This window comes from Micromonospora sp. WMMA1949, from assembly GCF_027460145.1.
In the GTDB taxonomy this organism is placed as follows: domain Bacteria; phylum Actinomycetota; class Actinomycetes; order Mycobacteriales; family Micromonosporaceae; genus Micromonospora.
The window spans coordinates 6,443,122-6,456,051 of sequence record NZ_JAPZBG010000001.1; the positions used below are offsets into that span (position 1 = coordinate 6,443,122).

At 66.7% G+C, this 12,930-nt stretch carries 8 protein-coding genes and 2 pseudogenes; 4 read left to right on the forward strand and 6 right to left on the reverse strand.

The window, feature by feature from the left end:
- Nucleotides 1–327 precede the first annotated feature (327 nt).
- Nucleotides 328–1,152: a DUF6338 family protein gene (locus O7607_RS30130; RefSeq protein ID WP_247659724.1), complete on the forward strand. Its 825-nt coding sequence runs from the start codon at nucleotides 328–330 to the stop codon at nucleotides 1,150–1,152.
- 99 nt (nucleotides 1,153–1,251) lie between these two features.
- Here O7607_RS30130 and istB read toward each other — a convergent pair whose 3' ends face one another.
- Together istB and istA are read right to left on the reverse strand one after the other, a co-directional pair.
- Nucleotides 1,252–2,040 carry an IS21-like element helper ATPase IstB gene (istB, locus tag O7607_RS30135; protein WP_242796383.1) on the reverse strand — a complete coding sequence of 263 codons (789 nt, stop codon included), beginning with the start codon at nucleotides 2,038–2,040 and terminating at the stop codon, nucleotides 1,252–1,254.
- Complete coding sequence (istA, locus tag O7607_RS30140; RefSeq protein ID WP_269704654.1) at nucleotides 2,040–3,266, reverse strand: IS21 family transposase; 1,227 nt, start codon at nucleotides 3,264–3,266, stop codon at nucleotides 2,040–2,042. The genes istB and istA overlap by 1 nt, the downstream gene beginning before the upstream one ends.
- A gap of 722 nt (nucleotides 3,267–3,988) precedes the next feature.
- Between istA and O7607_RS30145 the strand changes: the two genes are divergently transcribed.
- Nucleotides 3,989–4,867 (forward strand): IS5 family transposase, encoded by an 879-nt coding sequence (locus tag O7607_RS30145; RefSeq protein WP_442929509.1) that lies wholly within the window; start codon nucleotides 3,989–3,991, stop codon nucleotides 4,865–4,867.
- A gap of 23 nt (nucleotides 4,868–4,890) precedes the next feature.
- Nucleotides 4,891–5,064 (forward strand): annotated as a pseudogene (locus O7607_RS30150) (DUF397 domain-containing protein); the annotation flags it as partial.
- A 763-nt stretch (nucleotides 5,065–5,827) separates the two neighbouring features.
- On the opposite strand, the gene O7607_RS30155 reads toward O7607_RS30150, so the two are convergent.
- Both O7607_RS30155 and O7607_RS30160 read right to left on the reverse strand, forming a co-directional pair.
- A complete protein-coding gene (locus O7607_RS30155) occupies nucleotides 5,828–6,133 on the reverse strand; it encodes a transposase (protein ID WP_269706835.1) in 306 nt (101 codons plus the stop codon).
- A 1,049-nt stretch (nucleotides 6,134–7,182) separates the two neighbouring features.
- Complete coding sequence (locus O7607_RS30160; RefSeq protein WP_269706836.1) at nucleotides 7,183–7,794, reverse strand: HEAT repeat domain-containing protein; 612 nt, start codon at nucleotides 7,792–7,794, stop codon at nucleotides 7,183–7,185.
- 608 nt (nucleotides 7,795–8,402) lie between these two features.
- Between O7607_RS30160 and O7607_RS30165 the strand changes: the two genes are divergently transcribed.
- A complete protein-coding gene (locus tag O7607_RS30165; protein WP_167435548.1) occupies nucleotides 8,403–9,971 on the forward strand; it encodes a restriction endonuclease in 1,569 nt (522 codons plus the stop codon).
- A 96-nt stretch (nucleotides 9,972–10,067) separates the two neighbouring features.
- On the opposite strand, the gene O7607_RS30170 is transcribed toward O7607_RS30165, so the two are convergent.
- Entirely contained in the window at nucleotides 10,068–12,119 is a 2,052-nt protein-coding gene (locus O7607_RS30170; RefSeq protein WP_244206058.1) for a zinc-ribbon domain-containing protein, read from the reverse strand.
- A gap of 75 nt (nucleotides 12,120–12,194) precedes the next feature.
- Nucleotides 12,195–12,860 (reverse strand): annotated as a pseudogene (locus tag O7607_RS30635) (zinc-ribbon domain-containing protein); the annotation flags it as partial.
- Nucleotides 12,861–12,930 lie beyond the last annotated feature (70 nt).

Below are 12,930 nucleotides of genomic sequence, written 5' to 3' on the forward strand. Positions count from 1 at the left end.
TTGTCTCGGCGTTGGTCTCCAGCAGACCCTTGTGGGACCACGGCCACAATCCACGCTCGGCTATACAAACCGGCTGATCGGACAATTGAACCGCCACCGATACCCTGACACGCTCCAACGAGTCATCACAGGAAGGACATACAACCGATGGAAGACCCGCAGCCCGAGCAGGCCGAATTCAGGCTCGCCGAACGTGGACTCGTGGACGACTTGGACAACCCCATCAGCCTCAGCGACCTTCTGACGCCCCCGACCATGTCCGACGACGGGAACGAGCAATCCACCGAAGGTCAGGCACCCACTACAACGGACTAACGGCGGACAGCCATGGTGCCCACGTCACTGGCAGGTGTGGCCATCTTCCTGCTGCTGGTGCTTCCCGGCATCGCGCTTGAACTGCTACGTCAGCGATCCCGGCCAGGCCGAGCCGACAGCGTCTTCGTCGAAACCGCGCGTGTCCTGTTCGGCGGCGCAGCCGTCACGGTGTTGACCCTGCTGGTGCTCGGCCTAATCAGGACGGCTGCGCCCGCCGTAATGCTGGATCCCCGGCAGCTCTGGCTCGAACCGCGGTACGTCGCCGACCACCTGTGGCTCACAGTCTGTTCACTGACGTTGTTCCTGCTGGTCTCCTTGACCTTGGCCACGCTGTGCTACGCCCTGCTGCCCGCGCCCGGACTGGCGGGGAACGTGCACATGGAGAGCGCCTGGGTATCCACCTTCAGTCGGCTGCCGCAGCGACTGTACGGCCAGCAGGACGCGTCGTCTCCGGGCTTCAGCATCCGCACGCAGTTGCAGGTGGAGCTTACCGACGGGACCGCCTACCTCGGCATTCGGGACACCTACTCAGCGGATGCCGCACTTGTCGATCGGGAGCTTGTGCTGGCTCCTCCCATGCACGTGCGGCGCGCCGAAGGCTCCTTCGAGCCGCTCGAGCCTGGCTGGCAACGGATCATCCTTCCAGCGTCACAGATCCGTACGATCCTGGTCCGCTTCATCCAGGGCGCGCCCTCCGCTACGCCGTCGCCGCTTCGCGGCCGCAGGATCACGCGGTTCTTCGGTGCGCTGATCATCGACCCCTGGCGTCTCGCCGCGATACTCGGGTTGGAGATCCTGATTCCCCTCGCCCTTGGCATCTTTCTTCACCGGCCGTGAAGTCAGTGCTCCTCAAGTGTGGCAAGCGCTGTCAACGCCGGCTGAACTTTGACCCCTCTGTTCCGGCCGAATGTTGACCCCCTCGCTGGTTGTTGATGTTCAGTCGTTGGTCTTGGTGGCTGCGGGGACGCGGCCGAGGTCGCGGTCTTTGAGGCGGTAGCTGTCGCCCTTCATCGAGATGACCTCGGCGTGGTGGACGAGGCGGTCGATCATGGCCGCGGCGACGACATCGTCGCCGAACACTTCGCCCCAGCGGCCGAAGGGCTTGTTGCTGGTGACGATCAGCGAGGCTCGTTCGTAGCGGTTGGAGACGAGCTGGAAGAACAGGTTCGCGGCTTCGGCTTCGAAGGGGATGTAGCCGACCTCGTCGACGATCAGCAGCGGGATCCGGCCGAGCTTGACCAGCTCGTCCTGCAGCCGGCCGGCATGGTGGGCATCAGCCAGGCGAGACACCCACTGGGCGGCGGTGGCGAACGCGACCCGATGCCCGGCCTGGCAGGCCCGGATCCCGAGGCCGATGGACAGGTGGGTTTTGCCGGTGCCGGGCGGGCCCAGGAAGACGACGTTCTCTCGGCCGGTGATGAAGTCGAGGGTTCCCAGATGGGCGATGGTCTCCCGCTTCAACGACCGTTGGTGGTCGAAGTCGAACTCCTCCAGGCTCTTGCGGGCCGGGAACCTGGCTGCCCGAATGCGTCCTTCTCCGCCGTGGGCTTCGCGGGCGGCGACCTCGCGTTGCAGGCAGGCGGCGAGGAACTCCTCATGCGTCCACGACTCTGCCCGGGCCCGCTCCGCCAGGCGCTCCACCGACGCGGCCAGGGACGGCGCCTTCAGGGCACGGGTGAGGAACGCGATCTCGGATGCGACGTTGCGGCTGGTCTTGGCGGCCATCACGCAGCCACCTCGTCCAGGCCGAACATCCGGTCGTAGTCGCTCAACGGCCGGCGTTCAACTTGGGCGTCGACGGCGGCCGTCGGGGTGCGTTGGGCGGCGATGCGCAGATCGGCGGCGGCTTGCCGGTGTGCGAGGTCGGTGATGCTCTGATGCTTGGCCCAGCAACGGTCGTGCCGGGCCACCGGTCGGCCGTCGCAGAGCACCGTCACGTGGTCGCAGTCGGCGGTGACCTCGACCCGCCGGCCGACCACTGACGGGTGCACCGAGTAGTCGTTGCCGTCCAAGCGGACGTAGTGATCGCGGGGCAGCCGGGTGGCCTGCCGCCACCCGACCACCGGCGCGACCGGCGGCAGCGGCAGCATCACCTGCCGGTCGGCGTCCCACCGCTCCGCCGGGCGGCAGCCCAGCATCCGGTGCTGGCGGTTGTTCGCCCGCACCAACCACTCGGTGAGCTGAGCGTTGAAGTCGCCGGGTGAGGCGAAGCGACGACCGGGCAGGAACGACGTCTCCAGATAGCCGTTAGCCCGCTCCACCAAGCCCTTCGATTCCGGGTCCGCCGGCCGGCACTGGATCACCTTGATGCCGAGGGTGCCGCGGAAGGCGTTCATCGCCTCGGTCAGCTGAGGCCGACCGGCCCGCCACTGCCCGACGGCGGACTCGTTGTCCCACACCAACGCCTTGGGCACCCGCCCCCAGCCGGAGATCAGCGTCCAGTGTCCGACCAGCAGGTCCGGCGACTGCCGCGACGGGATCATCACCGCAGACAGCCACCGCGAATACCCCGACACCATCACCAGCACCGGCGGCCGACCGACCTGCCCGAAGCCCAACGGCACGTCCGCCGGCGGGAACCACAGATCACACTGCGCCAGCTCACCCGGCAGATACTCCGTCCGCTGGGCCGGATCCGGCCGGCGGAACAACGGCCGCAGCTGCTGCACCCGATCAGAGAACACCGTCTTGCCGCGAGTCCACCCGACCCGCTCCATGATCACCGTCGTCGGCATGTCCGGGAACTCCGCCAACAACGCCCTGATCTGCGGCTCGACCGCGTCCACGATCGAGCCCTTCGCCGCCCGCTGATAGCGGGGCGGCTCATGACTGGCCAAGGCCTTGCGCACCGTGTTCCGCGAGACCCCCAGCCGACGGCAGATGGCCTTGATCGCCATCCGCTCCGCCCGGTGCAACCGACGGATCTCCGCCCAGTCCTCCACGCTCAGCACCTCCCGATGCTTCCGGAAGGGGTCAAAATTCAGCCGGAACCACGGGGTCAGTTTTCAGGCGGAGCCGACAAGCGCCCGCGCGAGAATGATCGCCAAAGGCTCCGGTGCACTCATAGCGTTCAGGGCCTGTCCTATCAATCATGGAAGCCCCGATGATGGCGGCGATGAGGACAAGGCTTGCCTGGTAGAGAGAGGCGCGTTTGGCTTGACTGGTGGGCCAGGTCGCGCCAGGTCGAACGGCGAGATCCCCATCCGCGCTAGCAGCAACCGCGCGGCATCGAGCTCCGCCCGCCCCATGGTGGGGTCGCTCATGCCTAACCACCGCCAACGCGTGGGGGCCGCTAGATCCACAGACCCCCTGCATGAAGGGCCTCTTTCGTCGATGGACGCGAACACCCCGAACAGCCCGCCGGGCGTCACGAGGAGCGAGGCCCCGCTCCTTACCGCACCAGGGCGTACAGCCGGGTTTCGAGCACCTGCTCACCAAGGCTGCCAGCGCTCGAGAGTCGCGCGATCTGATCCAGAGGGCGATCGACGAGCTATGAAAGGACGGCGCGGGTGGACAGGTTGTCGCGTCCCGGGTGACCTAAGGCGTGTTTCGGAACTCGGGTTGGCCGGTTGAAGTCACGGCGTGGCGGTGATCGATAACTGAAGAGGTCTCCGGTACTTGGTACAACGACCAAGAAGCACCATGCACCGGAGACCTCGTGGCCACCTTAGCGGTGACGAGGCGGCATGACCTGACTGACGCGCAGTGGGCTGTCCTGGCCCCGTTGCTGCCTGCTGCGTCGTCTACCGGCCGGCCGCCGAAGTGGGAGAAACGGCAGCTCATCGACGGGATTCGGTGGCGGATTCGGATCGGTGCACCGTGGCGCGACGTGCCGGCGGAGTACGCGCCCTGGCCGACGATCTACGGACTGTTCCGTCGTTGGCAGCGCGATGGAACCTGGGAACGGATCTTGTCAGCGTTGCAGGCCCAGGGTGACGCCCGGGGGCGGATCGGCTGGACGGTCAGCGTGGACTCGATGACCAGTCGCGCTCACCAGCACGCCGCAGGTGCGCGCACCGACGGCCATCTGCAGAAGGAACCACCCGGTGGGGTTCATGATGAGCCGGCCGACCACGGGCTGGGCCGCTCCCGTGGAGGGCTGACGACCAAGACACATCTGGCCTGTGAGCAGGGCCAGAAAGTCTTGTCCTTGATCGTCACCGCCGGGCATCGCGGGGACAGCCCGCAGTTCATTCCGGTCCTGCGCCGCATCCGCGTGACCCGCCTCGGCGTCGGCCGGCCCCGCACCTGCCCCGACCTGGTCCTGGCCGACAAGGCCTACACCAGCCGCGGCAACCGCCGATACCTGCGCTCACGCGGAATCAAGGCCTGCATCCCCAGCAAGAGCGACCAGGACGCCCACCGCAAAGCCAAAGGCTCCAAGGGCGGACGCCCACCCACCTTCGACAAGGACCTCTACCGGCTACGCCACGCCGTCGAGAACGGCATCAACCGACTCAAACGCCACCGCGGCGTCGCCACCCGCTACGAAAAGCTCGCAGTCCGCTTCCAAGCCGTCCTGACCATCACCATCATCACCGAGTGGCTCTGACCGGCTTATGAAACACGCCTTAGCGGAAGAGCACTCGCAGCAACGGATTCGGCAACTGTGTGGAGATCGCGGACGACCTGGCGGGCAAGGTCGGGCTACGCGACAGCAAGGGCCCGAGCGGGCCGGTTCTAACCTTCTCAGCGACGGCCTGGCGAACGTTCGTCGAATCCGCAAAGGCGCACGGCCCGCGACAGTAGCGGCTGGTTGAGCGTCGCAATCCCTCTCCTCGGCGCAGACTTCCCCGCTCACCCTGCCGCCACACGACGCGCGGCAGTACGTTCCGCTCATGAGCCCTTCGCGCGAGTTCACCACCGAGCAGGTCGACGCGGCCATCGACTCTGTGATCAGCCACGGCGCGGAAGACCGTGGGCAGACCATCTCCTACTCACGCGTCTTCGGGCGGCGGGGCTGCCGAAACCCCAGAATCTACACGAGAGCGGCGAGTCAGATCGGGTCGCAGAGTTCATGGCAGCCTTCCATCACCGCGTCAGGAGCGGCATCTGCCGCCTCTGGACGCTCTGGTCGTGCATGTCGCGGGCCCTCGCGTCGGGTTTCCCGGTGCCGGCTACTTCCGGGTCAACGTGAAACCCGACCCTTGCGGGAAGCAGGTCACCCCTGAGGCACAAGCTGCGAGCACACGGTTCTGGGAGACGCAACGCGCCGCGTGCAAGCAATGGGGCGTAAGGAGCCGGCGCGGACGGCTTTGATCAACTGCAACGAAGGCCGATCGGGCCCCCGGCGAATACTCTGGGTAGCGGGACTCGTCCGGAATGCCGTCGACAGCAGATGGTGTCTCAACGAAAATTGATCCGTGCCATCGCGAAAGGGTCAGCAGACGCAACCGAGGTCGGACGCTCGGGCCGTACCGGTTCAGCTTCGGAACTCGTGGCCGCCGGACACCACCGGAGGCATCGTCACCGTCGGTGGACGCACCTTCCACCGAGACATCGACTGTCCCGGCTACCGGCAAGGTGTCCGGCAGGCGGAGAAGCACGGCCGGACCATCAATCCCGTCGAGAGGGTCACCGCCGGGATGGCACGCTCCCGCGGCAAGGCGGCATGCCGTTGGTGCTGGCATCCTCGCTGACCCTGCTCTGTTACAGGCCCGGCGCCGGCGTCGACGTCTGCCTGGCGCAGCCACGTGAACAACGTCATCGGGTGCACACCGCAGTCCTTCGCGGTCTGCTCGACCGTCACTCCCGCCTCGCGGTCACGCGCGACACGCACGACGTCATCGCGGAACTCTCGCGGGTAGGGCTTGGGCACAGCAACATCCTTCCAGCCCGCCCACAGGGCAAGCCGTCTCAGATGTCACCTATCCGTGCAGCAGACCCAAGTGCTCATAGGAACGAGGGACTTGAACCCAAGACAACCTCTTGTCGAGTCCTCTCAGGACTTGCCATTGGTTGTCAAAACCCCTTGTAACGGAAAGTAGCCGAAACGGGCTTGTCACTACTTGCCTGAAGTGGTCGCTGAGCTGCAAGGACGTCACTGAGCCGTCACCGACTCTTGTCACTCTTCGCCGATATTTGGCTTGGGTTTTCGGGGGGTAAACGGGGGCAAGGTTGAACGTCGTAACGGGGGCACGGTTGAACGTCGTCACGTCTGGCCGTCTATCAATCGGTCCTGCCAGCTTCATAGGTCGTGTACCGACCGGACTTGCGGCAGCCCGTCCTCGGTCAACACGATCGTCACCGGGACCTCACGCGGTGGTGGTCTCTCGGTGGTATCCCGCAACCTGCGGTGCGCGGGACATTCGCACGATGGCTGCAGCGGGTCCGGGCACCCGACGAGGGCAGACATCAGCCGCTGGACCCCGTCGACGTCGACCGGCCACAACCAGTCCATGTCCCACGGCTCCTCCCACGGCGGGTGGAAGCAATCGTGATCAAAGCGCACCAGAAGTCCAGCCCCACACTCCGGGCAGGCCACCACGCTGCTCCAACGATAGTTGCCCTCGTGCCCCGAGGCACCGTGCGGGACACCCCAGCAGCTGATGAGCACCACCGTGCGCTGATCCGCCCGGCACACGACGCAGATGCCCATGGATGCCCCTTCCCTGCCGTACGCCCGCAACCACACTGTAGAAATCGACGACAATCCACGTGACGTGCCCGCCGATCCCTCGATGGTGGGGCGATAGACGAGTGCGCTGTCACGTGTGTCAGGTGCGGCGCGTCTCTTCGCCAGACGAAGCCGCGCGCTTGTCGCGGTCATCGTGCTCATTCAGGCCGGTAGCCGTTTCACGGATCGACGTCCAGGGTGTCGCCCTGCCAGCGTCGGGGTTGATGAGGCCTTCCAGTATCTGGCCTTCGTCAGTCGACGGGGTCGCTGTCCGCGATCCACCGGGCGATTTGCCGGCTGGTCTCGTCCCCGAGCATCGCCGCCGCTCGGGCCGCCAATGCGAGCAGTTCAATGCGCTCTGCCTCGGTGACCCGTAACTCCGGTCGGAGGGCCCGGCGCCAAGTCGTGCCCGCTGCGTCCCGGGCGAGGCGGGTCGCATCGGCCTTGCCCCGTTCGGCCAGGCGCTTATCCATGTCAGCGACCAGGATCAACGCCGCCTGCAGCTCCACGCCGGCGCCACGACCGCGCAGGAGTTTGTAGCCGGCGCGCCGCAGTTCCACCCGGCCGTCGCGCAGCAGCTCCCACAGCAGGGCCGGCGGCAACGCGCCGGCAACCGGGCGCAGCGCCAGTGCCACCTCCCGCACCACCGCCGGCGACGGATCCCGCACCAACGCCACCAACTCCCCCACCACGACCGCGTCCAGCAGCCGCAGACCTCGTACCGCCTGAGCCCGGACCTCCGGCTTCTCGTGGCCGAGCAGTCGAAGCAACAGCGGGGCGTCCGCCACCGAGCCGGTCTCGGCCAATCCGGCGATCGCCCCCACGACCGGCTCGTCGGCGTCAACGCCCGCGCGGTAGTGCACTCCCCACCACTACGGAGTTGCACGCGCACCGAAGGACGCACCGGCTCATCGCATCACTGGCAGTCGCGCCGTGGGGGTTGGTGTCGGAGGATCGACACGAACCGATGCCCATCACGGGTTGCACCTTGTCGGCACCATTCCGCTCGGCTGACAGAAACCTACCTAGATTGGTTGGCCCCGGGGCTCTCAACCGGGCCAATCTGGTACTGCGGCGCAGGCTGGAGATGAGTGACGCACGCACTAGGGCGTCCTAGGACACCGGCTTAACGATAGTTAGGCTTCTCCCATAGGAGACAAGCGGACATGGCCGTGGTCATCGGGGTGTGGGTGGTGGCCTGGGGCAGGATTGCCGCAGCCGCTGTCAGCACGAGCGCCACCAGGATCCGACGAGTCTTCATCGTAATGACGCCGGTTTGATGGACGGGTGCTGTTGCACGAAGCGCGGTTGATCATCCAACACCAAGGCCGGGTGGGGCAAGGTCCCGCTCCCGCATGCCATGCGCGCCTCCGTGAGATCAGGGGCAGGGATCACGACACCCCTCCGCCGCCATTCGCCTGCGCACGTAGCCGGGCGCCCCGCATCGACCTCCACATGCGAGGATCAGACCATGGCACTGATCTCCGCCGATGCTCTGGCCGGGTATCTTCTCGAAGAGGCGATCGCCTTCCTACTTAGCTCAAACGGATACCGGCTCCTGCAGGACTCGGACGCTGATGAACAAGCCCTGCGTCAAGCGGGACACGGTCTGCTCGTTCGCGGCCGAGGCGCTGATCACCAGGCTGACGTCTTGGGCGATCTGCTAATGCCGACACCGTTCTCCCTACCTGTTCGGCTTTTCGTCGAGGCGAAGAATCGCGGATCGAAAGTCGGCCTAGCGGAGGTGCGCAACGCACACGGCGTCATCGATGACGTGAACCAGCAGTACTCGACGGCGCTATCGACGACGTACCGGCAACCGTTACGCCGGTATCAGTACCGCTACGCGTTGTTCTCGGCGGCTGGCTTCAAGAAGGAAGCACAAAGCTACGCGCTCGCTCAACAGATCTCACTTGTCGACCTATCGGGCCCGGCGTTCGAACCCCTCATTGAGACGGTAGAAAGGGCCGCGACGCTGGTCCTAGCCGAAGCAGCGGACGCAAATCTGGCGACTTTTCCTGTCCGGCAAGTACGGCTGGCACTTCGAAATGCATTTAGCAACGCTGGCGCCGAAATCACCGCGACTGAAGTTTCCTCTGAAGGTACGCACGGCGGCCTGCCTGCGGATATCTTAACGTCCTGGGCGGCCCGGGTGACTGCGGAGCTACAGGACTCGGCTAGTGGCGAAGGGCTCATCCTGGGCTTCCCCGCGGCGCCGTTCATCCTGGCCATGCATCCCGATAGCATGGAGGACTTCGAGGCTTTCATCGCAGCGCACGGCGCTTACGTCCCAGTCGACATTCGTTTCGGGCGAGAAGGGGCTCGTGGGGATTGGATCATTACCCCCACGGAAGATCCTGAAGCTTTCCGGCTATCGTTCGGCCTCCCCGGCGCCCTCGAGGCCTGGTTGTTGTCCGTGCCCGAACAGGAACGGCGACGTGCGGCCGACGCAAAGCGAACCTTGTTGCCGACGATCAGCCTCTTCTTGGAAGACCGCTTGGTTCAGTTGCGGTATCAGCCGGTGAGAACACCTCCCCGACTTCCCTCGGAGGAGGAGCAGGTTGAAGGCGACGCGGGAACTGACGCAGCGGATACGTCGTTCCTGCGGCGCAGCCTGCCTGCTCGGCCTCGACAGCGCAGACGTCCCGAGCCACGGATCGTGATTGAAGATCAGGCTGAGCGAAGGCCTCGCGACATTCGAGGCTGGTCGGTACCGACAGCCAAGAGCCTGATGACCGTGCTCGACGGCTCCTACCCGACGCAAGCCGCTCTGATCCGTGCCGCGGCACGCCGGCACGGTCGGCTGGAGCGGGATCAGGTGTACACGATCGCCAATTTTCCACCGGATCGGACACTCCGCGGACTAACACGTCCCACCAATAGGATCACAGCGTCTCTCATGGAGCAAGGTCGCCTTCCCGAGGAAGTGGAGTACCCGTTCCAGACGGGCTACGACCACGGGGTTCAGGCGACCCATTTCACCGTGCCGCTAGACCTCGTGGCAGCACTCCGAGCACTTGGGCCACCACGAGGCATCTAACAAGAGCCGTCTGCGAACGGCTGAGCGATAGAGGGGGCTACAGACCGCCCGCATTCTGCCTACCGTCCAAGGAGCGGTACTGGGCGGCCGGCGCCCTCAAAACAGTAGGAGCGCGTCGAACTGCGGCCCCTTCTTGCTGGCGATGACGCTCGGCCTGCCGACCCTCAGGCCACGGCACCCTCCGCAGCCCTGCCGCTTGATTCGGGCTGAGACCGTCGTCTCCCACTCCTTCGACCCACAGCAGGGGCAGTGCCACCGGCAGCGGTTGTGGGATCCCGGACGCAGCCGGTCAGGCCCACGGCCAGGGTTGTCCAGGTTCTCCAGGAAAGTGCCCGCGACCTCGGGATGCAGATCGGCCAGGGATCCACCGGGTGGAGGCTGCCGGCGGGCCGCGCTACGCCGGCGAATGCCGCACGGTTGGCAACCACGCCCAGATGTACGGTTGACGACCGGGGCCACCCACTCGTTCGCACAGTCCGGGCATCGCCAGAGCACCCGGATGGACGACCCGCGAGCCAGATCGAGCAGCTCGATGTCCCGGGCCTTATCGACGTCAAGGATGCGCACGGCCTGGCTGAGCAGCTCGGGAGCCACGTCGCGAACCCGAAGCCCGGGTCGACTCAGACGAGCTTGGTAGGAGCGTTCCCGCCGGGAGCACGACGGGCAGCCGGTTTTGCGCTGGGCCCGGCTAACTACTCGGGTGCGCCATACGTGTCGGCAGGTTCCGCACTGCCAGACGCACCGGTCTGCGGAGCCCGGAACGAGCCACTGCGCGCCCATCTCCGGACGCGTTAGGTTCTCCACGAGTTCGCCCGCCAGCTCGGGGAACAAGAACGCCAGGCTATCGCCGGGTGGTGTGTTCTGGAACGCCTTCCACTCCTCGCGCGCCGCAGCGAGGCATGCGGCGATCCGGCCGGCGGACAGGGGCGGGCACGGCATGGACTGCGACCGCAGCCACTCCGCGAGGACCAGGTACCACTCCGTCGCATCCTTGGTGCCCGCCACCACGGTCTCCCCCGGAACCGGCGGCGTGCCGGGCTGCCGGACCCGCACATAGCGCACGCCCAGCTTGGCCATCACCTCCGATTTGCGCAGATCCCGGGCGTGAGCGGTTTTGTCGGAGTGCCACTGGGCCGGGTCGAGGTCGATGTAGATCTCGGCCGAGGGCAGAAAGAGGTCAAGCCGCTCCGCCGAGCGACGGCCGCCGTCGAGGCGAACGTCGACTTCCACTTCGTCGCCGGTCGCGGCCGCCAGCAGGTGGGCGAGCTCCAGTTCGAGGAGGCTACGGCCTCGGCGGCGGCACCGGCCGCAGCCGTAGTCCGGTGATTTCGCGCGATCGCGTACGTGCGCCTCGAAGAGTGCACCGCATCGGCAGCGCCAGGAGCAGAGGGCGCCGGCGCGTGGGTACAGCGTCGCCGGTCCATGCCCGGGCCAGGAGATGTTCGCCACGAAGGACGAGGCGACCTCCGGCATCAGCGTGGCCAGTGACTTCTTTTCGGGGGCGACACGGCTGGCGACGCCACGAGCCAGGTACGCGCAGGCGGCACAGAGCAGGCGGGTCGCGTGAGTGGCGACCGAGCGTTCGAAGTGCCGAGAACACTCTGGGCAGCGCCAGACGCAGATGTCGCTGGTCCCCGCAGTGAAGCTCTGCGGATCCCGGCCAGGATGGGACTTGTTGGCGACGAATGTGGCGGTCTGCTCCGGATGCGTCCTGCTGAATGGAGCCGCTTCGCCGGGGTCGCGCTGCAGCTCACGCGCCCGTCGGCGCCCGCAGGGCGGGCAGCCGCGGCCGGCGGTTCGGTTCGTCACGGTAGAGACCCACTCGTGCGCACAGTCGTCGCAGCGCCATAAGCATCGGTCAACTGAGTTCGGACGGAGGAGGGCGGGTCCCCGCTCGGGACGACGCTGGTTGGCGACGAACTGGGCCGCGATTTCTGGGTACAGGTCAGCGAGCGATCGGCCAGGCTGCGGCGCGCCGCCCATCAACTTGGCGCATCGAGGGCAGGGCCGACCGGCGCCGACCACGTTCAATACGGTCTGCTCCCACTCATGTTTACAGGCGCTGCACCGCCATCGGCACCGGTCGGTCGCGGATTTCGGCATGGAGTCGGGGGTACGGTGCGGATTGGTGAGGTTGCCGACGAACATCGCGGCGACCGTGGGGTGGGTAGTGCGCAGTGGCGCTGTGGTTGACGGCCGACGTTTCGCGGCGCGGCATCGTGGGCAGACGCTTCCGGCGACTCGGAGCCGGACTCTCGTATGCCAGGTGTTGCCGCAAGTGCAGCGCCACCAGGCCACCTTGTCGGAGCGAACACTCACCTCGGCCACGGGTGCCTGCTCGGCTGGATCCTCCCAGCGCAGGAAAAACTTGACGACCTCCGGGCACGCATCGCCGACCCGGTTGGCCACCCGCCGTGAGTTGGCGGCGGACCGGCGCTTGCTCGCGCACGGCTTGCAACCGCCTCCCCCAGACCCGGTCCGCCGCGAGATCGGCGCTACCCAGGAGTGGCCGCAGGCGGAGCAGCGCCATCGCACCTCGGCCGAGGACTGGGCGCTAATCGTCCCCGGTGTGGCAGTGGGGTAGGTCAGGCATTCCAGCCACTCCTCGGCCAGCTCCGGCATGACTTCCGCCAGGCTACGGCCCGGCTCCGGCGTCTCGGCCTTTCGTCGCAGACGGCTCCGGCAAGTCTTACAGCCGGCTGCCGCTCGCACCCGCACCGCGGCGGCCTGCCACCACTCAAGCCCACAGGTCGCGCACCTCCACCGGGCCTTGCGGTTCGAGCCCCGGGGTAGGTCGCCCAAAGCCCTAGTCCAGCCCTCGACCTCAAGCAACTCTGGCAGGAGTTCCGGATGAGCGCTCGCCACCGTCTCCCTGGGTTTGGCAACCACGCCCGCATCCTGGCAGCCGAGTACGACATCATCCGGGATGCACAGCGGCTGAGCGCCCCCGCTGCCGCAG